Raw genomic sequence first — 23,884 nt, forward strand, 5'->3', positions numbered from 1 at the left:
CGGCGGTCGTGGATCGTCGGCCCTTTCGCGTTCCGGGCGGACGTGTGGTGAACGGGGCGTGGCCGCCGTACAACCAACAACTCACCTCGCGTGTCTTCTGCACGCCCGGACGAAGATCCGGCTGATCGTGTGGGAGAGAGATGCACATCCGTACGGCCGCGGCCGCCACCGCGGGCACCCTGGTGGTGCTTGCCCTGTCCGCCCCCGCCGCGCAGGCGGACACCCACAAGGGCGACACCGCCTTCACGTCGGTGACCTTCAGCAAGTCCACCGTCCACCTCGGCGTCAGCGCGGCGCAGGGCCTGACGGTCACGGCGACCGCCAAGGACAACTCCGGCATCAAAGGTATCTACGGCGGCAAGCTGGTCAGCCCTGACCGCCGCATCGCCTTCGCCGAGAGCGCCTCCTGCACCACGCCCTCGTCCACGACGATGAAGTGCGTCTGGAAGTACGTGCTGGACCCGAACGGCGCCGACTACGAGAACCTCAAGAACGCCGACGCGGGCAGCTGGCACCTCGACGCCGAGGCCGCGGCCAAGGACGGCGACTTCTACGGGCTGGACACCAGCAAGTCGGTCAAGGTCAAGCGCCACGCCAGGCTCACAGCCACCCAGGCGGGCCCCGAGCCCGTGGCCAAGGGGCACTCGCTCACCGTGACCGGGACCCTGACCCGTGCCGACTGGAACACCGACGCCTACGCCGGCTTCGGCGCCCAGCACGTCGCCCTCCAGTTCAAGAAGGCCGGCACCTCGACGTACAGCACCGTCAGGACGGTGACCACGGACGGCAGCGGCAAGCTGAGGACGACCGTCACCGCGAACTCGGCCGGCACCTGGCGCTGGAAGTTCGCCGGCACCGGCACCACCGGCGCGGTCACCGCGACCGGGGACGGCGTGGCCCTGAAGTAACCCCCTCGGGCAACCCGTGGCGGACCGGCTCCCAGGCCTTCGGGAGCCGGTCCGTGCCGCGCGGGTCAGGGCACGTACGCCGGTGACACCGCCGCCGTGGCGATGCGGTGGGGGGCGCCGGTGCCGTCCGCCGGGAGCCGGTAGAGGTCGGCTCCGTAGTCGCCGGGAAGGGCGTAGACCAGGGTGTGGTCGTCCCTCCACACCGCCTGGTCGTCCACGCTGCGGGGCTCTGCGAGCGGGGTTTCGCGCATCGTCTTCAGGTTCAGGACGTACAGGTGCCAAGGGGCGTCCTTCGGGAGGCCCTTGACGCGCTTCTTGTAGGCGATGCGGGTGCCGTCGGGGGAGAGGGACGGGCATTCGACGTTGGTGTGGAGCGTGGTGACCGTGTGGGTGGAGAGGTCGCCGCGGACCAGGTAGGTCGTGCCCTTGGTCGCGAGGGTGGCGTAGAAGGTGCGGTCGTCGGACGCGAAGGTCACGCCCCAGAAGTTGACGTCCGCCGCGTGGTAGACGTGGCCGTCCTTCAGGACGCGGAACGCCTCCAGGGAGGGGATCAGCGTGCCCGTGCGGGTGTCGGCGATCGCCGTGCGCGTGGAGAAGTTCGTGCCCGCGTACGAGTCGCCGCCCACGAACGCCGTCCAGGCCGCGTAGTGGCCGGTGGGGGAGACCCTGGCGCGGGACGGGATGCCCGGGACGTCGTAGTGGGCGGTGGCGTGCAGCCTCGCGTCCAGGATCACGGCGCGATAAGTGTCGGAGACGGGGCCGTGGACGGCCTGGAGGCAGACGCCGGTGCCCGCGGCCGCGTAGAAACGCAGGCACTTGACGCCCGACGCGGTGCGCGGGGCGGACGGGTCCGACGCCGGGACCGTCGTCAGCTCGTCCCGGTGCGGGCCCCACGCCATGTTGCGGAAGACCATGCGGCCTGGGGTGGTCAGGGTGACCGTCCCCGCGGTGACCTTCGGGCCGCCCGCCTGGGCCTGGTCGCGGCGCTCCGCCCGTGCCGACGCGTGCAGGACGGCGGCCAGGGCGACGGCCGTCAGGACCGCCAGCGCGGAGAGGAGGATCAGGATGCGGGACCTCAGGGGCATCAGGGTCGTCGGGGGCGGCGGGGTCGTCGGGGTCATGCGGCGGCCTTCCGGACAGGGCGCAGGGACACGGCGTAGGCGGCGCAGGCGGCCAGCGCCGCCGTGGCCAGCAGCAGCGCCGTACGGTCGCCCCACAGCGTCCACGCCGCGCCGAACGCCAGTGAGCAGGCGAAACGTGCCCCCGCCTGGCCCGTCTGGACCAGCGCCAGGCCCGACGAGCGCAGCGCCTCCGGCACGCTGTCCGACGCGGCCGCCATCAGCACCCCGTCGGTCGCCGCGTAGAACGTGCCGTGCAGGGCGAGGACCGCGTAGGGCAGCGCCGAGCCGTGCCAGGACGTGAGCAGCAGGGCGTAGGCCAGGAGCAGGGCGCCGTGGCCGGTCAGGAAGATCCGCCAGCGGCCCCAGCGGTCCGCCAGACGGCCCAGGGGGACGGCCAGGAGGAGGAACGCGGCGGCCGTACCGAGAGGGAGAAGGGCGAACCAGCGGTCCGGCACGTCGAGCCGGCGTTGCAGCAGCAGGTAGACGAAGGAGTCGCTCACCGTCGCCAGGCCGAGGAGCAGCGCGCAGACCGTGATCCGGCGCAGGTCGCGGTGGGTGAGCAGGGCGAGCGCCGCACGGAGGGTGGGGCGGGTGAGGGGGGAGGAGGGAGCCGCTCTGCCGCGGCCTCCCGGTACGAACAGGACCAGGACCAGGACCCCGACCACCGCCACGCAGAAGCTCACCGTGAACACCGCGTCGTAGCCGTCCACCGTCGCCCGCAGGATCAGGAACGCCGCCAGGGGGCCGAGCAGGGCGCCCGCGGTGTCCATCGCCCGGTGCACGCCGAAGGCGCGGCCCCGGGTCTCCGGGGTGCTGGAGAGCGAGATCAGGGCGTCGCGCGGAGCCGTGCGCAGGCCCTTGCCCGTGCGGTCCGCCGCGAGGACCAGGCCGATGGGGGTGAGGGTGTGGGCGACGAGCAGCAGGGGCTTGCACAGTGCCGAGAGCGCGTAGCCCGCGCCCGCCACCCACTTGTGCCGGCCGCCGCCGCGGTCGGCGAGGTGGCCGCCGGCCAGGCGTACGACCGCCGAGAAGCCGTTGTAGACGCCGTCCAGGAGGCCGAAGCCCAGCGGCGACAGGCCCAGGCCCGCCACCAGGTACAGCGGGAGGACCGCCGTCACCATCTCGGAGGACACGTCCGTGATCAGGCTGACCGTGCCGAGGGCGAGGACGGTGGGAGCGACCGCGGTGCGGTACCGCCCGGCCGTTGACGGCCGGGCGGTACCTTCCGCGGACGCCGCCTGGGTGCTCGCGCGGCTGTCCGCTACATACACGTCAGGACGCCCAGATCCCGGTGATGTCGTCGGCCGAGGCCGCGTTGCCCGCGTGCGCGCTCAGGCCCTGGCCGTCCTCCAGGGTGCGCAGCAGGTCGTAGTGGTTGTAGGTGGTGGAGGAGGTCGACCCCGCCTTGACCGGCTGTCCGTACAGGACCGTCGGGATGCGGTTGCCGGCCAGGCGGTTGTCCTCGTCCATGGTGACGACGAGGAGGCTGTTGTGGGTCTTGGCCCAGGTCGCGTACGCGCCGAGCTTGTTCTTCAGCCAGGTGTCACCGGTGGACACCGAGCAGTCGTGCATGTCGCTGCACAGGTTGGGGGTCACGAAGGAGAGCTGGGGCAGGGTGGTGTAGTCGGTGGGGAACTGGGTGAACGTCTTCGCGGTCGACGTCGGTACGTTGCTGAAGCCGAACCACGGGTTGTGCTTGCGCGCGTAGTCGCCGCTGCTGCAGGTGGTCGAGCCCTGGCTGGGCAGGGTCTCGTTGTAGCTGGCCCAGGTGCGGCCGGCCGCGAGCTGCTCGGAGGCCAGGTTCGCCGCCGAGGAGAAGCCCGCGGTGTAGCAGCTGTCGTCGGTGATGCCCTGGGTGGCGCCGGAGAACAGGGCGAAGTAGTTGGGCTGGCTCGGGTGGGTCTCGGCGTACATCTGGGTCAGGTTGGCGCCGCCGGTCGCCAGCGAGTTGATGTAGGGGGCGCTGGAGGAGCCGATGACCTGGCTGTAGGCGTGGTTCTCGAAGACCACGACGATCACGTGGTCCGGGGTCGGTACGGCACTCGCGGCGTGCGCGGACGTGCCGCCGAGCCCGGTCCACAGGCCGATCGCGGCCGCGGTGAAAGCGGTGGCGGAGGCCACCGTCGTACGGGCTCGGCGCAGCATCGCCGAACGTGCGGAACTGCCGGACACATCAACCTCCGGTGCTGGGGAAGCGAGGGGGTGGTGGCGGTGCGGACAGAGCATGCACACGCCAATAATCCCCCGTCCCACCGCGCCCGACCAGACGGATGAAGACCGGGTGAACTGCTCCTGCCAGTGGGTCAGTCGGGCCCCCTTCTCCGAAAGCCGCTCACTGGTCCGCCCGGTCCGTGCGGTCCTCCCAGGTCCACTTCGTCTGGCTGAACGGCTCGCCCTTGCCGAAGCCCAGGACCTTGCGCGGCCGCACCGCGAAGACCAGGGCCCGGCCGGGCCCGTGGTGGAAGTGGCCGTCGGCCACCTCGTAGTGCCAGACGGGGCCGTACTTCGCCTCCCAGGCCGCCGCCAGCTCGCGCAGCCGGCCGTCGTCGGTGACCCGCACCGCCGCGCCCTCGACGGTCAGGTCGTACCCCTGGGCCCAGCTGTTGGTGCCGGTGGTCAGGACGACGTGCGGGTTCCCGTCGAGGTTGCGCTCCTTGCGTTCGCCGGGGCCGGTGCTGAAGTGCAGGGCGCCGTCGTGCCAGACCGCGAGCAGCGGAGTGACGTGCGGCCGCCCGTCCGGCCGTACCGTGGAGAGCCAGAACAGCTCGGCGCCGGTGAGCAGCTTCTCCGCCTCGGACCAGTCGTGGGCCCGGGTGCCGGGGCTGCTGTAACGGGCGTCCAGCACACCCTCGGGTTCGCGCATGATGCCTCCTTCGGTTCTCCTGCCGGTGCACACCCGGTACAGACCACGATCCCGGCGGAAACTCATCGGCGCCCGTGACCGGGTCTGCGGTTAGGCTCTGGCGTGGACGACCTTGATCCGGTTCTCGATCCCTGGGGAGGCCGCGGATGACGCCGGGGCGCAGGAGCAGCACCTTCACGCGACTGCTGCGGCACGGCTTCACGGATGCCTCGGCGGCCGAGCGCCTGCTGGACAGCCCCGAGCTGGCGGCCGTACGCGACGACCCGGTCCTCCTGGAGGCACTCGGTGCCACCGCCGACCCGGATCTCGCCCTGGACGGCCTGGTACGGCTGCTGGAGGCCCAGCCCGGCCCCACCGCCCACCGCGAACTGCTCGACACCCTGATAGCGGCCAAGCCGCTCCGGGACCGCCTGCTGGGCGTCCTCGGCGCCTCCGCGGCCCTCGCCGACCATCTGGCCCGGCACCCGCGGGACTGGGAGGCCCTGGTCACCTACGAGCCCCGGGACCTGCATCCCGGCGTGGCGGAGTTCGAGCGCGGCCTGGCCGAGGCCGGCGACCCGGTCGGCCTCCGGGTCGCCTACCGGCGCTGCCTGCTGTCCATCGCCGCCCGGGACGTGTGCGGCACCACCGACGTCGCCGAGACCGCCGCCGAGCTCGCCGACCTCGCCACCGCCACCCTGCGCGCCGCCCTCGCCCTCGCCGAGCGTGCCGCGCCCGAGGACGCCGCCGCCTGCCGGCTCGCGGTGATCGCCATGGGCAAGTGCGGCGGCCACGAGCTGAACTACGTCTCCGACGTCGACGTCATCTTCGTCGGCGAGGCCGCCACCGGCGCCGACGAGGCCAAGGCCCTGCGCTCCGCCACCAAGCTCGCCTCGCACATGATGCGGATCTGCTCCGAGACCACGGTGGAGGGCTCGATCTGGCCGGTCGACGCCAACCTCCGGCCCGAGGGCCGCAACGGTCCGCTCGTGCGCACGCTGAGCAGCCACCTCGCCTACTACCAGCGCTGGGCCAAGACCTGGGAGTTCCAGGCCCTGCTCAAGGCCCGCCCGGTCGCCGGCGACCGCGAGCTGGGGCAGGAGTACATCGACGCCCTCGAACCGCTGGTCTGGAAGGCCGCCGAGCGCGAGAACTTCGTCGCCGACGTGCAGAAGATGCGCCGCCGGGTGGTGGAGAACATCCCCGTCGCCGAGGTCGACCGCGAGCTGAAGCTCGGCCCCGGCGGCCTGCGCGATGTCGAATTCGCCGTGCAGCTGCTCCAGTTGGTGCACGGACGGGCCGACGCCACCGTCCGCTCCGGCACCACCCTCGTCGCCCTCCAGGCCCTCGCCGCCGGCGGCTACGTGGGCCGCGCCGACGCCACGCAGCTCGACGACGCCTACCGCTTCCTGCGCTCCATGGAGCACCGGATCCAGCTCTACCGGCTGCGCCGCACCCACCTGGTCCCCGAGGACCAGGCCGACCTGCGCCGCCTCGGCCGCTCGCTCGGCCTGCGCGCCGACCCGGAGACCGAGCTGATCCGCGAGTGGAAGCGGCACACCGGTGTCGTACGACGCCTGCACGAGAAGCTCTTCTACCGCCCGCTGCTCGACGCGGTCGCCCAACTCGGCCCCGGCGAGGCCAGGTTGAGCCCGAAGGCGGCCCGGGAACGCCTGGAGGCGCTCGGCTACGCGGACCCGGCGGCCGCCCTGCGTCATCTGGAGGCCCTCGCCTCGGGCGTCACCCGCAAGGCCGCGATCCAGCGCACCCTGCTGCCCGTCCTGCTGGGCTGGTTCGCCGACTCCGCCGACCCGGACGCGGGCCTGCTGAACTTCCGCAAGGTCTCCGACGCCCTCGGCAAGACCCCTTGGTACCTACGGCTGTTGCGGGACGAGGGCGCCGCCGCGGAGAACCTCGCCCGGGTGCTGTCGGCCGGCCGGCTCGCCCCCGACCTGCTGATGCGCGCCCCCGAGGCGGTCGCCCTGCTCGGCGACGGCGACAGTGCCCGCGAGGGCGCCGGCGCCGGTGGCCTCGAACCCCGCGAACGCGCCCAGCTGGAAAGGGAGATCCTCGCCGCCGTCGGCCGCGCGTACAACGCCGAGGACGGCGTGCGGGCCGCGCGTGGCGTGCGCCGCCGCGAGCTGTTCCGTACCGCCGCGGCGGACATCGTCGACTCCTACGGCACCGAGACCAATCCCGCCGAGGCCGACCAGGGCGCCCTGGTGGACCGGGTCGGCGGCGCGGTCTCCGACCTCACGGCGGCGACGCTGGCCGGCACACTGCGGGCGGTGGTCCGCGACGGCTGGGGCGACACCCTGCCGACCCGGTTCACGATCATCGGCATGGGCCGGTTCGGCGGCCACGAGCTGGGCTACGGCTCCGACGCGGACGTGGTGTTCGTGCACGAGCCGCAGGACGGCGTGGCCGAGCGGGAGGCCGCCGACGCGGCGAACAAGGTCGTCTCCGAGATGCGGCGGCTGCTCCAGATCCCCAGCGCCGACCCGCCGTTGCTGATCGACGCCGACCTGCGGCCCGAGGGCAAGTCCGGGCCGCTGGTGCGCACGCTCAAGGCCTACGAGGCGTACTACCGCCGGTGGTCGCTGGTGTGGGAGTCACAGGCCCTGCTGCGGGCCGAACCGGTCGCCGGGGACGAGGAGTTGGGGCGCCGGTTCATCGAGCTGATCGATCCGCTGCGGTATCCGGCGGAGGGGCTCGGCGAGGACGCGGTCCGCGAGATCCGGCGGCTGAAGGCCCGTATGGAGTCCGAGCGGCTGCCGCGCGGGGCCGACCCCAAGCTGCACACCAAGCTCGGGCCGGGCGGGCTGTCCGACGTCGAGTGGACCGTGCAGCTGCTGCAGCTGCGGCACGGGTGGGCCGAGCCGGGGCTGCGGACCACCCGGACCCGGCAGGCGCTGGCGGCGGCGTGCGCGGCGGGGCTGCTGGGGGCCGAGGAGGCCGCGATACTGGACGAGGCCTGGGTACTGGCCACGCGGGTGCGGAACGCGGTGATGCTGGTGCGGGGGCGGGCCGGCGACACGTTTCCGCCGGAGAGCCGGGAGTTGGCCGCGGTGGGCCGGTATCTGGGGTACGGGGACGGGCACGCGGGGGACATGCTGGACGCGTACCGGCGGACGGCGCGGCGGGCGCGGGTGGTGGTGGAGGAGCTTTTCTACGGGGCGTAGGTGGATGTGGGGGCGTTGGGCTGTGTGCCGGGTGCGGGTGGTTCGTGGTGGCTCGCGCCCCGCGGCGGAGCCGCTGATGTGTACAGCCCCGCGCCCTTGACGGGGCGCTCCAGCCGGCGGCGTGTCAAGGCCACCCCGGCCAGCACGACCACCATGCCCGCCACCACCCGCCGGCCGATGTGTTCGTCCAGGATCAGGGCGCCCAGGGCCACCGACACCACCGGTAGCAGGTAGCCGACCGTTGCCGCGCTGGTCGCGCCCTCGTCGGCTATCAGGCGGTAGTTGAGGTAGAAGGTGCCGCCCGTCGCCAGGACGCCGAGGGCGGTGACCGCCAGTACGCCGGTCAGGTCCGTGTCCACCGGGCCCGCCCACGGCAGCCCCAGCGTGCTCCACGCCGTCGCCGTCAGGAGTTGCGCCGCCGAGACCGCCAACGGGGCGCCCCGGCCGGTGAGATGACGGGCCATGTACGCGAACGCCACCGCGTAGCTCGCCGCCGCCCCGAGCAGGGAGAGCGCGCCCCAGCTCAGCAGGCCCGAGCGGTGCCAGGGGGCGAAGATCAGGACCGTACCGGCGAAGCCCAGCAGGAGGCCGGTCAGGCGGGTGCGGGACAGGCCGCGGTCGGTGCCGACGGCGAGGCCGATGAGCAGGGACCACAGTGGAGTCGTGGCGTTCAGGACGCCCGCGATGCCCGAGTCGACCGACCGCTCGCCCAGCGCGAACAGGGCGAAGGGGACGGCGTTGCAGAACAGGGCGGCCACCGCCAAGTGGCCCCAGAGGGCGCGGGAGTGCGGGATGCGCTGGGCGGCTCTGCGGGCCGGCAGGGCCAGGACGGCGGCGCCCAGGGCGCAGCGGACGATCGTGATCTGGGCGGGGGACAGGCCGTGGTTCAGGGCGAGTTTGATCCAGAGGAAACCGGAGCCCCAGAGCAGGGCCAGGGCGGTCATCCGGACGGTCGAGGCGAGCGGCATGGCTCCACCGTGCCCGCACCGACTCATCAGGACAAGTGAAAGGTTGTGCATGGACCGTTAAGCTGTGCTGCATGCTGGATGTGCGAAGGATGCAGGTGCTCCGGGCCGTGGTGGCCGACGGATCGGTGACCGGTGCGGCGGCCACCCTCGGCTACACACCCTCCGCGGTGAGCCAGCAGATCGCCGCGCTGGAGAAGGAGGCCGGGGCCGCGCTCCTGGAGCGGGTCGGGCGCGGGGTGCGGCCCACCGCCGCCGGGCTGCTGCTCACCGGGTACGCCGACACGGTGGCCCGGCAGGTCGCCGAGGCCGAGACCGCCCTGGCCGACCTGCTCGCGGGGCGCACCGGGCGGCTGTCGGTGCGGTACTTCGCCACGGCGGGGGCGGCCCTGGTCGCTCCGGCGGTCGCCCGGCTGCGCGCGGAGCACCCCGGCGTGCGGATCGAACTGCGGCTGTCCCGCGACGCGGAGGAGCCGCTGGCCGACGTGAAGGAGGGCCGGGCGGATCTGGCGCTCCTGGTGCGGGCCGAGGGACGGCAGGAGACCGGCGTACGGCTGGTGCGGCTGCTCGACGACCCCTATCTCGCCGTGCTGCCGCGCGGGCACCGGCTCGCCGGGCGGCGCAGCGTGCGGCTGACCGAGCTGGCGGACGAGGCGTTCGTCGGCAGCGAGTGGCCCGGACCCTGTCTGGACGCACAGCTCGACGCCTGCGAGGCCGCCGGGTTCCGGCCCCGGTTCGTCGTGGAGAGCGAGGACTACGTCACCGCGCAGGGGTTCGTCGCCGCCGGGCTCGGGGTGAGCCTGGTGCCCCGGCTGGGGCTCGGCAGCCGGCATCCGGGGGTGGTCGTACGGGAGGTGCGCGACCCCGTGCCGGTGCGGGCGATCCACGCGGCGCTGCGGGAGACCGCGCCGCCGCAGCCCGCACGGGAGGCGTTCCTCGACGCGCTGCGGGCGGCGGCCGCCAGGTGATGAGCATGGCCGCGCGTGGTTCATGAGCCCTGCCGGACCCACCTCGAAGGCCCGGTCCGCGCGGCGGTCCGCCACCGCCGCCAGGGCTTCGGCCGGCCGCGGGAACCAGCCCCCGGAGGGCGGCGACCGGCCGTGCGGTCACAGCGGGGAGCCGGCGTGCCCGGCACCCGACGGGCTGCCCCGGCCGAGTCGGCCCCGGCCGCCCGCAGGGCTACGTCTGTCTCGGCAGTGTGTACGGCAGCGTGCCGTACCACACGCGGGCCAGTGTCAAGCCGAACGCCAGGCACAGCATGCCGCCCACCGCGTCCAGCCAGAAGTGGTTGGCCGTGGCGACGATGACCAGCAAAGTCGCCGTCGGATACAGCAGCCCCAGCACCCGTACCCAGGGCACCGACGCCAGGGCGAAGATCGTCAGGCCGCACCACAGGGACCATCCGATGTGCATGGACGGCATCGCGGCGTACTGGTTGGACATGTGCTTGAGGTCGCCGGAGGCCATCGAACCCCAGGTGTGGTGGATCGTCACCGTGTCGATGAAGCCGCCGCCGTTCATCAGCCGCGGCGGGGCGAGCGGGAACAGGTAGTAGCCGAGGAGGGCCACGCCCGTCGTGGCGAAGAGGGCGAGGCGGGCCGCCGCGTAGCGGCCGGGATGGCTGCGGTAGAGCCACACCAGCACACCCAGCGTCACCACGAAGTGCAGAGTCGCGTAGTAGTAGTTCATCCCGACGATCAGCCAAGCCGCCGAGTTCACGGCGTGGTTGACCGACTCCTCGACGGCGATCCCCAGCTGGTGCTCGGTCCGCCAGATCCAGTCCGCGTTGCGCAGCGCCTGCGCCTTCTGTTCCGGGACCGCGTTGCGGATGAGTGAGTAGGTCCAGTAACTCACCGCGATCAGCAGGATCTCGAACCAGAGCCGGGGCCGGCGCGGCGTGCGCAGCCGCCGCAGGAATCCCTGTTCTCCCTCGCCCGTGACGGCCCGCGGAAGGGTCTGTTGTGCGCGACCTTCCGGCTCTGTCACGGTCGAGTCACTCATAGGCACAGAGTCTGCCAGAAAAGAAGTCTCCGACAGATCATCCCAAGGTTGGGTTCACGGGGCATGTTCTACGGCGCGGCGACTACTTCCCGGGTACTGCCGCCGTAGAACCGCGTACCACCAACTCCGGCATGAAAACGAACTCACTGTGCGGAGCCGGCGTACCGCCGATCTCCTCCAGCAGGGTGCGCACCGCGGCCTGCCCCATCGCCGGGACCGGCTTGCGGATCGTGGTGAGCGGCGGATCGGTGAACGCGATCAGCGGGGAGTCGTCGAAACCGACCACCGAGATGTCCTTGGGGACGTCCAGCCCCCGCTGCCGGGCCGCCCGTATCGCGCCGAGGGCCATCATGTCGCTGGCGCAGACGACCGCCGTGCAGTTGCGGTCGATGAGCGCCGTGGTCGCCGCCTGACCGCCCTCCAGGGTGTAGAGGGAGTGCTGGACCAGCTCGGTCTCGATCGCCTCGGCCGCCAGTCCCAACTGGTCCTGCACGGCCCGCACGAAGCCCTCGATCTTGCGCTGCACGGGGACGAAGCGCTTCGGGCCGAGGGCGAGTCCGATCCTGGTGTGCCCCAGGGACACCAGATGCGTGACCGCCAGGGTCATCGCCGCCCGGTCGTCGGGGGAGATGAACGGCGCCTGCACCTTGGGCGAGAAGCCGTCCACGAGGACGTACGGCACGTCCTGCGCCCGTAGCCGCTCGTAGCGCTGCATGTCGGCCGTCGTGTCCGCGTGCAGTCCGGAGACGTAGATGATGCCCGCGACCCCGCGGTCCACCAGCATCTCGGTCAGCTCGTCCTCCGTGGAACCGCCGGGGGTCTGGGTGGCGAGCACGGGGGTGTAACCCTGCCGGGTCAGAGCCTGGCCGATGACCTGGGCCAGCGCGGGGAATATCGGGTTCTCCAGCTCGGGGGTGATCAGCCCCACCAGCCCCTCGCTGCGCTGCCGCAGCCGTACCGGACGCTCGTAGCCGAGCACGTCCAGCGCGGCGAGCACGGACTGGCGGGTGGTGGCGGCGACGCCCGGCTTCCCGTTGAGGACCCTGCTGACGGTCGCCTCGCTCACCCCCGCCTGCGCTGCGATGTCGGCAAGCCGTGTGGTCACGGCACTGGACTGTACCGGCCGTATGTCCCCTTGCACACCGATCGGGCGCCTGATGCGGCCTGGGGGGCGGCCCGGTGCGGGCTGCTGCGTCATCGCACTCCCTCGTGAAACGTGATGGCAAGAGCTTGCAGAGTCTTGCACAACTGGCCGTCGTAGCGCTCTACCCCTGTAAACAAGCAGCAAGCAAGCGTCTCACCGCGGTCGCCGACAGGTCACGCCCGGATAACTTCGGAGATCTCTTGCACTTTTTTGCTGCAAGGTCTTTCGTCGCGCTTACATCGCTGTTACGTTCCCTGACGCCCGGCCGCCGCAACGGCGCTGTCGGCACGACGGCGAGGACGGCGGACGGGGCCGCCTCGCATCACTCGGGCTTTTCACCCTCAAGGAGAACTCATGCGGCGTGGCATAGCGGCCTCCGCGCTGGTGGCGTCCCTCGCCCTCACGGCGACGGCGTGCGGCGGGAGCGACAGCGACAGCAAGTCGGACGGCCCGGTCACCATCACCTGGTGGGACACCTCCAACGCCACCAATGAGGCACCGACGTACAAGGCCTTGGTCAAGGAGTTCGAAGCCGCGAACAAGGGCATCAAGGTCAACTACGTCGACGTCCAGTTCGACCAGGCGCAGAACAAGTTCGACACGGCGGCCCAGTCCGGCAAGGGCGCCCCTGACGTGCTGCGCTCCGAGGTCGGCTGGACCCCCGCCTTCGCCAAGGCCGGCTACTTCCTGCCGCTGGACGGCACCAGCGCGCTCGCGGACAAGGACAAGTTCCAGTCCAGCCTGATCACGCAGGCCCAGTACGAGGGCAAGACCTACGGTGTCCCGCTGGTCACGGACACCCTCGCGCTCGTCTACAACAAGGCCCTGCTGAAGAAGGCCGGCATCGCCGACGCTCCCAAGACCTGGGACGAGGTGAGGACCGACGCCGCCAAGATCCAGGCCAAGGCCAAGGTCACCGGCTACTGGGGCCCCGAGGCCGCGTACTACACGCAGCCCTTCCTCTACGGCGAGGGCACCGACATGGTCGACGCCTCCGCCAAGAAGATCACCATCACCTCGGCGGCGGCCAAGAAGGGCTACCAGACCTGGCTGGACCTCTACTCCGGCAAGGGTCTGCAGAAGGCGGACACCACTGCCGACGCCTACGCCCACCGCCAGGACGCCTTCGTCAACGGCAAGGTCGCCATGACCATCGAGGGCCCCTGGGAGATCACCAACTTCTACAAGGGCTCCGCGTTCAGCGACAAGTCCAACCTCGGCATCACCACCGTCCCGGCCGGCTCCACCGGCAAGGCGGGCGCCCCGACCGGCGGCCACAACCTCTCCATCTACGCCGGCATCGACAAGGCCCACCAGGAGGCCGCCGAGAAGTTCGTCGCCTTCATGACCTCCGCGAAGACCCAGACGGAGATCGCCCTGAAGAACTCCACCCTGCCGACCCGCTCCGACGCCTACACCGCCGAGGTCAAGGCCGACCCGGGCATCGCCGGCTACCAGGCCGTCCTCTCCTCCGCGCAGCCGCGCCCGGCGCTCGCCGAGTACTCCTCCCTGTGGGGTCCGGTCGGCACCGAGCTGACCAAGATCGCCGGCGGCAAGGAGTCCCTCGACAAGGGCCTCGGCAACGCCGAACTCGGGATCGAGAAGCTCGTCCCCGACTTCAGCAAGTAAGCCCCGAGTGGCCGTCGGATCCCCCTGAGACATGGGGGGAGGGATCCGGCGGCCACCGGCCTGTGCCCAGCCCGATCCCGGAAAACCCAGAAGGTGTCGAACCATGACAGTCGCCATCGACCGCGCGACCGGCAAGCGCCACGGCGACCGCGCGCCCCGCCCCGGGCTGGGCCAGCGGCTCCGCAACAACTACCAGAAGTACTGGTACGCCTACGCGATGGTCGCCCCCGTGGCCGTCGTGCTCGGGGCGCTCGTCATCTACCCCTTGGTGTACGGCTTCTACCTGACGCTGACGGACGCCAACAGCCTGAACACCGCCCGCACCATCGGCGTCAACCACATCGACGCCACCTACAAGTTCATCGGCCTGGACAACTACAAGGACATCCTGTTCGGTCCGACGTCCTACGACCGCTTCTGGTCGCACTTCGTCTGGACGATCGTCTGGACCGCGCTCTGCGTCACCCTGCACTACACCATCGGTCTCGGCCTCGCCCTGCTGCTCAACGAGAAGTTCCGCGGCCGCACCTTCTACCGCATGGTCCTGGTGCTGCCCTGGGCGGTGCCGACCTTCGTCACCGTGTTCGGCTGGCGTTTCATGCTCGCCGACGGCGGCATCATCAACGCGACGCTCCACTTCCTCCATCTGCCGCAACCCGGCTGGCTGGAGGACACCTTCTGGCAGCGGGCCGCCGCCATCCTCGTCAACACCTGGTGCGGTGTGCCGTTCATGATGCTCTCGCTGCTCGGTGGCCTGCAGGCCATCGACGGCACGCTCTACGAGGCCGCCGAGATGGACGGCGCGAGCGCCTGGCAGCGCTTCCGGTACGTCACCCTGCCGGGGCTGCGGGCGGTCAGCTCCACGGTCGTCCTGCTCGGCATCATCTGGACGTTCAACCAGTTCGCCGTCATCTTCCTGCTCTTCGGCAACACCGCCCCCGACGCGCAGATCCTGGTCACCTGGGCCTACTACCTCGGCTTCGGACAGCAGCCGCGTGACTTCGCCCAGTCCGCCGCCTACGGCATGCTGCTGCTGGCCGTTCTGATCGTCTTCACCTCCTTCTACCGCCGCTGGCTCAACCGCAACGACCAGCAGCTCGCGATCTGAGGCAGGAGTTTCCATGAGTACGACCACTGTCGAGACCTCCGCCCAGGTCGCCGAGGAGGCCCCCGTGACCAGCAGTCCCCGTGTCCGCCGCCGGGGCGAGCGCGGCCCCCTCGGTACCGCCGTCACCCACGGCCTCCTGGGTGTCGCGAGCCTGATCGCGTTCTTCCCGGTCGGCTGGCTGATCTTCCTGTCCCTCGGCCCGGACAAGGACGACTACCTCCATCCGGGCGGCATCTGGCACAAGATGACGCTGGACAACTACTCCTTCGTCCTCCAGCACACCGGATTCTGGGACTGGTTCAAGACGACGATGATCGTCGTCGGCGGTACGACGGTCATCGGACTGATCCTCGCCTCCACCACCGGCTACGCGGTCTCCCGCATGCGCTTCCCCGGCTACCGGAAGTTCATGTGGCTGCTGCTGGTCACCCAGATGTTCCCGATCGCCGTCCTGATCGTGCCGATGTACCAGATCCTGTCGCGGCTCGGCCTCATCGACAGCTACCTCGGCCTGATCCTGGTCTACTGCACCACCGTCGTCCCCTACACGGCCTGGCTGCTCAAGGGCTACTTCGACACGATCCCGTTCGAGATCGACGAGGCCGGCCGGGTCGACGGGCTCTCGCCGTTCGGCACCTTCTTCCGGCTGATCCTGCCGCTCGCCAAGCCGGGGCTCGCGGTCGCCGCGTTCTACAACTTCCTGACCGCCTTCGGTGAGGTGGCGTTCGCGTCCACGTTCATGCTCAGCGACGACAAGTACACGTTCGCGGTGGGGCTGCAGAGCTTCATCAGCGAGCACGACGCGCAGCGCAACCTGATGACCGCGACGGCCGTGCTGATCGCGATACCGGTGGCCGTGTTCTTCTACCTCGTGCAGAAGAACCTGGTGACCGGGCTCACCACCGGCGGCACGAAGGGCTGACGCCGGTCGCCGGAAAAAGCCGCTTCGGTCGTCGTTCGGGTGCGGCGATGTCGTGGCTGGTCGCGCAGTTCCCCGCGCCCCTTTCGGGGCGCGGGGTCGGCGGCCGCGGTGTTCATCCGACCCCGCTTTCACCGCGGCCGCCTCGTCACCCCACCCGCCGTATCCACCTCTGACCCGATGACCCAGTTACGACGCATCAAGGACGCCATGAGCCAGCAGCAATCCGCCGCACCGGCCACCGCCACGACCACCGTCGCCCGTCGCCCCGACTGGTGGCGGGACGCGGTGATCTACCAGGTCTATCCGCGCAGCTTCGCCGACAGCAACGGCGACGGGATGGGGGACCTTGAGGGCGTACGGTCCAGACTCCCGTATCTGCGCGACCTCGGCGTCGACGCCGTGTGGCTCAGCCCGTTCTACGCCTCCCCGCAGGCCGACGCCGGCTACGACGTCGCCGACTACCGGGCCGTGGACCCGATGTTCGGCAACCTGCTCGACGCGGACGCGCTGATCCGGGACGCCCATGGGCTGGGCCTCAGGATCATCGTCGACCTGGTCCCGAACCACTCCTCCGACCAGCACGAGTGGTTCAAGCGGGCGCTGGCGGAGGGCCCCGGCTCGCCGCTGCGGGAGCGGTATCACTTCCGTCCGGGCAAGGGTGCGAACGGCGAACTGCCGCCCAACGACTGGGAGTCCATCTTCGGCGGCCCGGCCTGGACGAGGGTCGCGGACGGGGAGTGGTACCTGCATCTCTTCGCCCCGGAGCAGCCCGACTTCAACTGGGAGCACCCGGCCGTCGGCGACGAGTTCCGTTCCATCCTGCGCTTCTGGCTGGACATGGGCGTGGACGGCTTCCGTATCGACGTGGCGCACGGCCTGGTGAAGGCGGCGGGCCTCCCGGACCTCGGCGGCGCCGACCAGCTGAAGCTGCTGGGCAACGATGTCATGCCGTTCTTCGACCAGGACGGTGTGCACGAGATCTACCGGCAGTGGCGGCACGTCCTCGACGAGTACGCCGGCGAGCGCATCTTCGTGGCCGAGGCCTGGACCCCGACCGTGGAGCGCACCGCCCACTACGTCCGCCCGGACGAGCTGCACCAGGCCTTCAACTTCCAGTACCTGAGCACCGACTGGGACGCGACGGAACTGCGCACCGTCATCGACCGCACCCTGGAGGCGATGCGCCCGGTCGGCGCCCCCGCCACCTGGGTCCTCTCCAACCACGACGTCACCCGGCACGCCACCCGGTTCGCCAACCCGCCCGGTCTCGGCACCCAGATCCGCACGGCCGGAGACCGGGAGCTGGGCCTGCGCAGGGCCCGCGCGGCGACGCTGCTGATGCTGGCGCTGCCCGGATCGGCGTACATCTACCAGGGCGAGGAGCTGGGTCTCCCCGATGTCGTCGACCTGCCCGACGAGGTCCGGCAGGACCCCGCGTACTTCCGCGGCGCGGGACAGGACGGTTTCCGGGACGGCTGCCGGGTACCGATCCCCTGGACGCGGGAGGGCTCGTCGTTCGGCTTCGGCGGCGGGGGCAGCTGGCTTCCGCAGCCCGCGAACTGGGGCGAGCTGAGCATCGAGGCGCAGACCGGGATGGCCGGTTCCACCCTGGAGCTGTACCGCGCCGCGCTGCACGTCCGTCGTACACAACCCGACCTGGGCGCGGGCGAGGCGGTGGAGTGGCTGCGCGCCCCCGAGGGCGTACTCGCCTTCCGGCGCGGGGAGTTCGTGTGCGTGGCGAACACCGGCGGGGAGTCGGTGACCACTCCGGCGTACGGCCGCGTGCTCCTCACCAGCGGTGAGGTGACCGAGGCGGACGGCGAGGCGAAGCTGCCGGCCGACACCACCGTGTGGTGGACGACCGCCTGACGGACCGTCATTCGGTAATTTCTTGCGGCAACTTCTAAGGGCCCGCTACCCATCCGGGGAGCGGGCCCTTAACATCTGCGCAACCGCAAGGTTTCAGCAACCTTTCAGCAAGAGCCTTCCATGGCGCCTTCAATGTCGAAGGAACCCCCACATGGCACCCAAGATCCTCTCCGCCGCGCTGGCGCTCGCCGCCTGTAGCGTTGTCATGACCCCGTCCGTCGCGGCCGCCTCCCCGCCCGGCACCAAGGACGTCACCGCCGTCCTCTTCGAGTGGAAGTACGCCTCGGTCGCCAAGGAGTGCACCGCCACCCTGGGCCCCGCCGGCTACGGGTACGTCCAGGTCTCCCCGCCCGCCGAGCACATACAGGGCTCGCAGTGGTGGACGTCGTACCAGCCGGTGTCGTACAAGATCGCGGGCCGGCTCGGCGACCGCACGGCCTTCCAGAGCATGGTGAACACCTGCCACACGGCTGGTGTGAAGGTGGTCGTCGACACCGTCATCAACCACATGTCGGCGGGCAGCGGCACCGGCACCGGCGGCTCGTCGTACACGAAGTACGACTACCCCGGCCTCTACTCCTCCTACGACTTCGACGACTGCACCGCGCAGGTCTCGAACTACGCCGACCGCTGGAACGTCCAGCACTGCGAACTCGTCGGCCTCGCCGACCTGGACACCGGCGAGGAGTACGTCCGCAAGACCATCGCCGGCTATATGAACGACCTGCTCAGCCTCGGCGTCGACGGCTTCCGGATCGACGCGGCCAAGCACATCCCGGCCGAGGACCTGGCCAACATCAAGACCCGGCTCACCAACCCGTCGGTCTACTGGAAGCAGGAGGTCATCTACGGCGCCGGCGAGGCCGTCCAGCCGACCGAGTACACCGGCAACGGGGACGTCCAGGAGTTCCGCTACGCCTACGACCTCAAGCGCGTCTTCAACAACGAGAACCTCGCCTACCTGAAGAACTACGGTGAGGGCTGGGGGTACATGAGCAGCTCGGTCGCCGGAGTCTTCGTCGACAACCACGACACCGAGCGCAACGGCAGCACCCTCAACTACAAAGACGGCGCCAACTACACCCTCGCCAACGTCTTCATGCTCGCCTACCCCTACGGCGCACCGGACATCAACTCCGGCTACGAGTGGACCGACGCCGACGCGGGGCCGCCCAACGGCGGTACCGTCAACGCCTGCTGGCAGGACGGCTGGAAGTGCCAGCACGCCTGGCCGGAGATCCTCCGCATGGTCGCCTTCCGCAACGCGGTACGCGGCGAGTCGGTGACCAACTGGTGGGACGACGGCGCCGACGCGATCGCCTTCGGGCGGGGCGCCAAGGGCTACGTCGCCATCAACCACGAGACGGGATCGCTGACCCGCACGTACCAGACCTCGCTGCCGGCCGGGACGTACTGCAACGTGCAGGCGAACACCTCGGTGACGGTCGATTCGAGCGGCCAGTTCACGGTCACCCTGGCCTCGAACACCGCCCTCGCGATCTACGCCGGGAAGTCCACCTGCTGAGGGGCCATCCGCTCGGTCCCGATCACCGACAGCAGCCGCAGCGCCTCCTCGGACGGTGAGCCCGGGGTCGCGGTGTAGATCACGACCTGCTGGTCCCGGTCGGTGATGTCGAGGGCGTCGCAGTTGACGGTGACCGGGCCCACCACCGGGTGTCGGAAGGTCTTGACCAGGGTGGGTTCGGCGGACACGTCGTGCGACTCCCACAGCCGCCCGAACTCCTCGCTCCCGGCGAGGAGTTCGGCCACCAGGCCGGTCACCTCGGGCGAGTCGGGGTACCGGCCCGCCGTGGCCCGCAGGCGCTGCGCCGAGTGCTGGGCGAAGGCGTCCACGTCCGACACCCCGTACAGTCTGCTGCCTGCCGGGCGCGAGGTGAGGAAGGCGCGGCGCATGAGGTTGCGGTCGCGCGGGGGCAGCGCGGAGAAGTCCTCCATGAGGGCGGCCGCCAGATCGTTCCAGGCCAGTACCTCGAAGGTCGCGGAGGTCACGAAGGCGGCGGCCTGCGGAAGCCGGTGCAACAGGTCGAGCAGGCTCTGCCGTACCTCGCGGGAGGGTCCGGGCGGCGGCCCCGGCGGCGCCCCGGCGAGATGGTGGAGATGCCCGCGCTCGGCGTCGGACAGCCGCAGCGCCCGCGCCAGCCCGCCCAGCACCTCCCGCGACGGCCGCGGCCCCCGGGCCTGCTCGAGGCGCGTGTAGTACTCCGTCGAGATGAACGCCAGCTGCGCCACCTCCTCGCGCCGCAGCCCCGGCGTCCGGCGGCGTGGACCGCGCGGCAGCCCCACCTCGGCGGGGGAGATCCGCTCACGTCGGCTGCGCAGGAAAGCCGCGAGTTCTTGCCTGTCCACGCGTCCAGTGTGCGCCGGGCGCCCGACCCCATCCAGGTACCGCCGGTGCCTGGATGGGCCCCGCGCGCGGTCGCAGGCTCGAAGCCATGGACAACACAGTGAACACAGGCCTGCTGGCCGGCAAGGTCGCCTTCATCAGCGGAGCCGGGCGCGGGATCGGCGCGGCGGCTGCCCGGCTCTTCGCCCGCGAGGGCGCCCGGGTGCTGCTGGCGGCCCGCACGGAGGACCAGCTCAAGGCGGTGACCGAGGAGATCCGCGCGGCCGGTGGCACCGCGGACCACACGGTGTGCGACCTGGCCGACACGGCGAGCGTCCGCGCCGCCGTCGACCGCACGGTGGAGGTCTACGGCCGCCTGGACCTGGCCTTCAACAACGGCGCCACCATCCAGCACCCCGGCCCCATGGACGAACTCCCCGAGGCCGACTTCGACCACATCACCGACGTCAACCTCAAGAGCGTCTGGCTCGCCATGACCGCGGAGATCGCCGCCATCCGGGCCACCGCCGGCACCGGCGCCATCGTCAACAACTCGTCCGTCGGCAGCCTGGCCGCCAACCCCGTCCTGCCGGTCTACGGCGCCCTGAAACGGGCCGTCAACAGCCTCACCGAGTCGGCCGCCGTCACCTACGGCCCCGAAGGCATCCGCGTCAACGCGATCGCCCCCGGCGGCACGCTCACCGAGATGGTCCGGGCCTGGGAGGAGGCCACTCCCGGGGTCATCGACCGCATGCGGTCCACGACCCCGCTGGGCCGCACGGCCGACCCCGACGAGATCGCCCAGGCCGCCGCCTGGCTGCTCAGCGACCGCGCCTCCTATGTGACGGGCACGGTCCTGAGGGTGGACGGCGGGGCGCGGGCCTAGATCACGGCGTGACGTTGATGTGCCTGGCCAGCGCGGTGACGGAGAGGTCGGCGTGGTCGACCCACTGGGGGAAGGCAAGCGTCTTGTGCTTGGTCGAGGCGGGCGGCGTGATCTCCAGGTAGGAGGCGTGCACCGCGCCCGAGGTGCCGGTGTTGGCGTGCGTCCAGGCGACGACGGCCTCGGCGCTCTGACCGTCCTTGAGGACCAAGGTCTTCTTGCCGGGGTCCTTGGCGTACCAGGTGCTGCCCCAGTGCGTGTGGGTCGTGAGCGTATGGTGCGCGGAGTTCTCCAGCCCCAGCCCGGGGTAGCCGCGCAGGGCGCAGGTCTTGCCGCTGAGGTTGCGCAGCCTGATGACGACGCCCTGGTGGTTCATGCCGCCGGCGAGCTGCTGGCCGAAGGTGGCCTTGAGCGCGGCGGCGGAGCAGGTCGGCGTCGACTTCGCGGCGCTCGGGCTCGCTGCCTCGGCGGTGCCCGCCCAGGCGAGCCCCAGGCCGGCGACGGCGGCCACGGCGAGCACCGTGCGGCCGGTCCTGCGGTGGGTGCGGTGCCCGGCAGTGCCGGTCCGGTCGATGGTGTTCCGGTGATCGTTCACGGTGACGGTGCTCCACTCGTGCTCCGCGGCGCGGTCGGCGGCGGTGTCCGTACCCGCTCTCCGCGCCGTCCTCTGGTGACCTACACCAGGTTCGATGCGGGATGCGGTCGCTTTGTTCACCGGAACGCGGAAAAAATCTCCCGTCGGTCGGTCCGGAGCCCCGCCCGTCGGCGACGAGCGGGGTTCCGGGGCGCGGTCCTTCTACTTCCAGGTGTCACTGGTCGTGTAGCCGGAGGAGCTGCCCGTGGTGTACGAGCGGTTCGTGCCCGACTCCCACGTCACGTTCCCGAAGCTGTCCTTCTTGATGTACTTGTACGTGAAGGCCGTGCTCTTCGGGACGATCACCAGCCTGCTCCAGGTCGGGTACGACTCCGACGACAGCGGGATCGCGTCGCCGGTGTTCCAGGAGCCGAGGGACGCGATGGAGCCGACGACGTAGACGTCGGTGCCCCAGTCCGTCGTCGCGTACTCGTCGAAGGTGACGTCGGTGGCCGAGTCGCCCGCCACGTTCCAGGAGTTGTTCAGCGAGATCGCCGAACTCGTCGTGGCCGCCGCTCTGTCGGCGTTCGACTCCCAGGTGACGTTCCCGGAGCTGTCCTTCTTCACGTACTTGTAGGTGAAGGACGTGCTGATCGGCACGTTCACCGCACCCGACCAGACCGGGTACCCGGAGGACGACAGCTGGACCGCCTTCGAGGTGTCCCAGCCGCCCAGGGCGTCGAGGGAGCCGACGACGTAGACGCCGGTGCCCGAGGGGGTGGCGGCGTACTCGTCGAAGGTGGCCGTCACCGTGGAGGTGGAGCCGCCGCCGCCGGAGTCGTCGCAGCCGACCGTGCAGGTGTAGTCGGCGTCGTAGAAGGCGACCGCGTCCTTCGCGGGGATGGTGATCGACGCGTCGCCACCGGAGACGGTGACCTTGGTGGCGCCACCGTCGACGACGTTGGAGTAGGTGCCGTCGGCCATTCCCGTGGCGAAAGTGTAGGTGGCGGGCGCGGAACCGTTGTTGACGGCGAAGAAGCCGGCGCCGCTGCGGCCGAAGCCGATGACGGAGGACGACTTCGTCGACCAGTTGGAGACGGCCGCACTGCCGGCCGCGTTGTGCCAGGCCACCATGCCGACGACGGCCGTGTCCCGGTCGAGGCAGTTCCAGCCGTTGGAGCAGTCGGTGTCCGTCACGAACCCGGCCGAGTTCGGCGGCGCCTGGTCGCTCTGGGTCCACTGCCAGCTGGAGTAGATGGTCGGCGTCGACCATTTGTAGGCGAGTTCGAAGAGGTTGGCGAGCTTGTAGCTGTCGCCGTCCTTGTAGCTCATGTGCAGGCCGTTGCGCTCGGTGTCGTGGTTGGTCACGAAGGACACCGAGTCGGCGGCGGGCAGGATGCCGCTGCTCTCCAGCGAGGACAGGTCGCTGACGTTGCCCTCGAACGCCGACTTCATCTTGCTCGCGTAGGTGAAGTCGAGGACGTCACCCGAGCCGTAGTAGTCGCTGGGCTGCGGCGTCGAGCCCGGGTAGACCTCGTCGAAGACGTACGGCGCCGCACCGGACGTCGTGGTGTTCAGCTTGGCGACGATGGCCGCCAGGTCGGTGGCCGGGATGTGCTTGGCCGAGTCCACCCGGAAGCCGTCGACGCCCAGCGCGATCTGCTTGTTGAGGAAGGCGGCGAGACCCGAACGGACGTCGTCCGCGCTGGTCTTGAGGTCCGGCAGGCCGAGCAGTTCGCAGTTCTGGACCTGGGTGAGGTTGGAGTAGTCCTGGATGGTCAGGTCGGAGGTGGGGCAGTCGGCGGAGGTGTGGTAGTCGCTCGGGTCCCAGTCGGGAGTGTCGTACTTGCTGGTGAGCGTGGTGCCGTCGTAGCCGGTGCCGGTCTGCGCGGCGGTGTGGTTGATCACCGCGTCCGTGTAGACCTTCACGCCCGCCGCGTGACAGGCGCCGACCATCGACGCGAACTGGGTCGCCGTACCGAAACGGCTGTTCAGGGTGTACGAGTACGGCTGGTAGACGTCCCACCAGTAGTAGCTGGACTGCTTGAGGGACTCGGAGGGCGGGGCGACCTGGACCGCGCCGTAGCCGGCCGGGCCGAGGACGTCGGTGCATTCGGACGCGATCGAGTTCCAGTTCCACTCCCACAGGTTGGCGATCACGTCGCCCTTGGCGGTGGTGTCCGCCTGTGCGGGCGCGGCCGGGAGGGCGATCGCGCCGGCCAGTGCGAGGGCGCCCGCGGCCAGCGCGCCCGCCGTGCGGCGGAGGACACCCGGGGGTCGGTGTCTGGTGGTCATGTGCGGCTCCGAAAAGGGTTCGGGGGGTTCAGAGGGTTCAGAGGGCTCCGGAAGGAACGAGACGGGGTTCAACAACCCGTGAGCGTGCGGCAGTTGA

At 70.8% G+C, this 23,884-nt stretch carries 19 protein-coding genes; 9 read left to right on the top strand and 10 right to left on the bottom strand.

Annotation, left to right across the window (positions count from 1 at the left end; genetic code table 11):
* Positions 1–140 precede the first annotated feature (140 nt).
* Positions 141–908 (top strand): calcium-binding protein, encoded by a 768-nt coding sequence (locus tag ABZ642_RS38460; RefSeq protein ID WP_360493573.1) that lies wholly within the window; start codon positions 141–143, stop codon positions 906–908.
* Positions 909–973: 65 nt separating this feature from the next.
* Here ABZ642_RS38460 and ABZ642_RS38465 read toward each other — a convergent pair whose 3' ends face one another.
* The 4 genes from ABZ642_RS38465 to ABZ642_RS38480 all read right to left on the bottom strand — a co-directional run bounded on the left by ABZ642_RS38465 (position 974) and on the right by ABZ642_RS38480 (position 4,892).
* Positions 974–1,993, bottom strand: a complete 1,020-nt coding sequence (locus ABZ642_RS38465; RefSeq protein WP_360493726.1) for a TolB-like translocation protein — start codon at positions 1,991–1,993, stop codon at positions 974–976.
* 32 nt (positions 1,994–2,025) lie between these two features.
* Complete coding sequence (locus ABZ642_RS38470; protein WP_360493576.1) at positions 2,026–3,300, bottom strand: MFS transporter; 1,275 nt, start codon at positions 3,298–3,300, stop codon at positions 2,026–2,028.
* 1 nt (position 3,301) lies between these two features.
* Positions 3,302–4,174, bottom strand: coding sequence for an alkaline phosphatase family protein (locus ABZ642_RS38475; protein ID WP_360493729.1), 873 nt, complete (start codon positions 4,172–4,174; stop codon positions 3,302–3,304).
* A gap of 187 nt (positions 4,175–4,361) precedes the next feature.
* Positions 4,362–4,892 (bottom strand): pyridoxamine 5'-phosphate oxidase family protein, encoded by a 531-nt coding sequence (locus ABZ642_RS38480; protein ID WP_360493579.1) that lies wholly within the window; start codon positions 4,890–4,892, stop codon positions 4,362–4,364.
* A 146-nt stretch (positions 4,893–5,038) separates the two neighbouring features.
* On the opposite strand from ABZ642_RS38480, the gene ABZ642_RS38485 reads away from it, so the two are divergent.
* On the top strand, positions 5,039–8,053 hold the full coding sequence (locus tag ABZ642_RS38485) for a bifunctional [glutamine synthetase] adenylyltransferase/[glutamine synthetase]-adenylyl-L-tyrosine phosphorylase (RefSeq protein ID WP_360493582.1): 3,015 nt from the start codon (positions 5,039–5,041) through the stop codon (positions 8,051–8,053).
* Here ABZ642_RS38485 and ABZ642_RS38490 read toward each other — a convergent pair.
* Positions 8,041–9,021: a DMT family transporter gene (locus tag ABZ642_RS38490; protein WP_360493585.1), complete on the bottom strand. Its 981-nt coding sequence runs from the start codon at positions 9,019–9,021 to the stop codon at positions 8,041–8,043. The genes ABZ642_RS38485 and ABZ642_RS38490 overlap by 13 nt on opposite strands.
* Positions 9,022–9,092: 71 nt before the next feature.
* On the opposite strand from ABZ642_RS38490, the gene ABZ642_RS38495 reads away from it, so the two are divergent.
* Positions 9,093–9,986, top strand: coding sequence for a LysR family transcriptional regulator (locus tag ABZ642_RS38495; RefSeq protein ID WP_360493588.1), 894 nt, complete (start codon positions 9,093–9,095; stop codon positions 9,984–9,986).
* 211 nt (positions 9,987–10,197) lie between these two features.
* Here ABZ642_RS38495 and ABZ642_RS38500 read toward each other — a convergent pair whose 3' ends face one another.
* Positions 10,198–11,019, bottom strand: a complete 822-nt coding sequence (locus ABZ642_RS38500; protein WP_360493591.1) for a phosphatase PAP2 family protein — start codon at positions 11,017–11,019, stop codon at positions 10,198–10,200.
* 82 nt (positions 11,020–11,101) lie between these two features.
* Complete coding sequence (locus tag ABZ642_RS38505) at positions 11,102–12,124, bottom strand: LacI family DNA-binding transcriptional regulator (RefSeq protein ID WP_360493594.1); 1,023 nt, start codon at positions 12,122–12,124, stop codon at positions 11,102–11,104.
* A 393-nt stretch (positions 12,125–12,517) separates the two neighbouring features.
* Between ABZ642_RS38505 and ABZ642_RS38510 the strand changes: the two genes are divergently transcribed.
* The 5 genes from ABZ642_RS38510 to ABZ642_RS38530 all read left to right on the top strand — a co-directional run bounded on the left by ABZ642_RS38510 (position 12,518) and on the right by ABZ642_RS38530 (position 19,216).
* Positions 12,518–13,792, top strand: a complete 1,275-nt coding sequence (locus ABZ642_RS38510) for an extracellular solute-binding protein (RefSeq protein ID WP_360493597.1) — start codon at positions 12,518–12,520, stop codon at positions 13,790–13,792.
* A gap of 103 nt (positions 13,793–13,895) precedes the next feature.
* The gene (locus ABZ642_RS38515; RefSeq protein ID WP_360493598.1) at positions 13,896–14,900 is read left to right on the top strand and encodes a sugar ABC transporter permease; all 1,005 of its coding nucleotides are present in this window, start codon (positions 13,896–13,898) and stop codon (positions 14,898–14,900) included.
* A gap of 13 nt (positions 14,901–14,913) precedes the next feature.
* Complete coding sequence (locus ABZ642_RS38520; protein ID WP_360493601.1) at positions 14,914–15,822, top strand: carbohydrate ABC transporter permease; 909 nt, start codon at positions 14,914–14,916, stop codon at positions 15,820–15,822.
* Positions 15,823–16,029: 207 nt separating this feature from the next.
* Positions 16,030–17,691 (top strand): glycoside hydrolase family 13 protein, encoded by a 1,662-nt coding sequence (locus tag ABZ642_RS38525; RefSeq protein WP_360493604.1) that lies wholly within the window; start codon positions 16,030–16,032, stop codon positions 17,689–17,691.
* A gap of 151 nt (positions 17,692–17,842) precedes the next feature.
* Positions 17,843–19,216: an alpha-amylase family protein gene (locus ABZ642_RS38530; RefSeq protein WP_360493607.1), complete on the top strand. Its 1,374-nt coding sequence runs from the start codon at positions 17,843–17,845 to the stop codon at positions 19,214–19,216.
* On the opposite strand, the gene ABZ642_RS38535 is transcribed toward ABZ642_RS38530, so the two are convergent.
* A complete protein-coding gene (locus ABZ642_RS38535; protein ID WP_360493610.1) occupies positions 19,192–20,058 on the bottom strand; it encodes a helix-turn-helix transcriptional regulator in 867 nt (288 codons plus the stop codon). The two genes, ABZ642_RS38530 and ABZ642_RS38535, sit on opposite strands and share 25 nt — an antisense overlap.
* Positions 20,059–20,144: 86 nt before the next feature.
* On the opposite strand from ABZ642_RS38535, the gene ABZ642_RS38540 reads away from it, so the two are divergent.
* The gene (locus tag ABZ642_RS38540; protein WP_360493613.1) at positions 20,145–20,921 is read left to right on the top strand and encodes a glucose 1-dehydrogenase; all 777 of its coding nucleotides are present in this window, start codon (positions 20,145–20,147) and stop codon (positions 20,919–20,921) included.
* A 1-nt stretch (position 20,922) separates the two neighbouring features.
* Here the strand turns inward: ABZ642_RS38540 and ABZ642_RS38545 are convergent, their stop codons facing one another.
* Positions 20,923–21,513 (bottom strand): DUF4232 domain-containing protein, encoded by a 591-nt coding sequence (locus tag ABZ642_RS38545; protein ID WP_360493616.1) that lies wholly within the window; start codon positions 21,511–21,513, stop codon positions 20,923–20,925.
* A 201-nt stretch (positions 21,514–21,714) separates the two neighbouring features.
* A complete protein-coding gene (locus tag ABZ642_RS38550) occupies positions 21,715–23,787 on the bottom strand; it encodes a carbohydrate-binding module family 20 domain-containing protein (RefSeq protein WP_360493619.1) in 2,073 nt (690 codons plus the stop codon).
* Positions 23,788–23,884: the final 97 nt, after the last annotated feature.

The sequence above is a fragment of the Streptomyces sp. NPDC007157 genome (genome assembly GCF_040634235.1).
Classification (GTDB): Bacteria; Actinomycetota; Actinomycetes; order Streptomycetales; family Streptomycetaceae; genus Streptomyces.

Coding starts and splice junctions, on each gene's coding strand:
- ABZ642_RS38460 (WP_360493573.1), top strand. CDS start 141: ATGCACATCCGTACGGCCGCGGCCGCCACCGCGGGCACCCTGGTGGTG.
- ABZ642_RS38465 (WP_360493726.1), bottom strand. CDS start 1,993: ATGCCCCTGAGGTCCCGCATCCTGATCCTCCTCTCCGCGCTGGCGGTC.
- ABZ642_RS38475 (WP_360493729.1), bottom strand. CDS start 4,174: ATGCTGCGCCGAGCCCGTACGACGGTGGCCTCCGCCACCGCTTTCACC.
- ABZ642_RS38480 (WP_360493579.1), bottom strand. CDS start 4,892: ATGCGCGAACCCGAGGGTGTGCTGGACGCCCGTTACAGCAGCCCCGGC.
- ABZ642_RS38485 (WP_360493582.1), top strand. CDS start 5,039: ATGACGCCGGGGCGCAGGAGCAGCACCTTCACGCGACTGCTGCGGCAC.
- ABZ642_RS38490 (WP_360493585.1), bottom strand. CDS start 9,021: ATGCCGCTCGCCTCGACCGTCCGGATGACCGCCCTGGCCCTGCTCTGG.
- ABZ642_RS38495 (WP_360493588.1), top strand. CDS start 9,093: ATGCTGGATGTGCGAAGGATGCAGGTGCTCCGGGCCGTGGTGGCCGAC.
- ABZ642_RS38500 (WP_360493591.1), bottom strand. CDS start 11,019: ATGAGTGACTCGACCGTGACAGAGCCGGAAGGTCGCGCACAACAGACC.
- ABZ642_RS38510 (WP_360493597.1), top strand. CDS start 12,518: ATGCGGCGTGGCATAGCGGCCTCCGCGCTGGTGGCGTCCCTCGCCCTC.
- ABZ642_RS38515 (WP_360493598.1), top strand. CDS start 13,896: ATGACAGTCGCCATCGACCGCGCGACCGGCAAGCGCCACGGCGACCGC.
- ABZ642_RS38520 (WP_360493601.1), top strand. CDS start 14,914: ATGAGTACGACCACTGTCGAGACCTCCGCCCAGGTCGCCGAGGAGGCC.
- ABZ642_RS38525 (WP_360493604.1), top strand. CDS start 16,030: ATGAGCCAGCAGCAATCCGCCGCACCGGCCACCGCCACGACCACCGTC.
- ABZ642_RS38530 (WP_360493607.1), top strand. CDS start 17,843: ATGGCACCCAAGATCCTCTCCGCCGCGCTGGCGCTCGCCGCCTGTAGC.
- ABZ642_RS38540 (WP_360493613.1), top strand. CDS start 20,145: ATGGACAACACAGTGAACACAGGCCTGCTGGCCGGCAAGGTCGCCTTC.
- ABZ642_RS38550 (WP_360493619.1), bottom strand. CDS start 23,787: ATGACCACCAGACACCGACCCCCGGGTGTCCTCCGCCGCACGGCGGGC.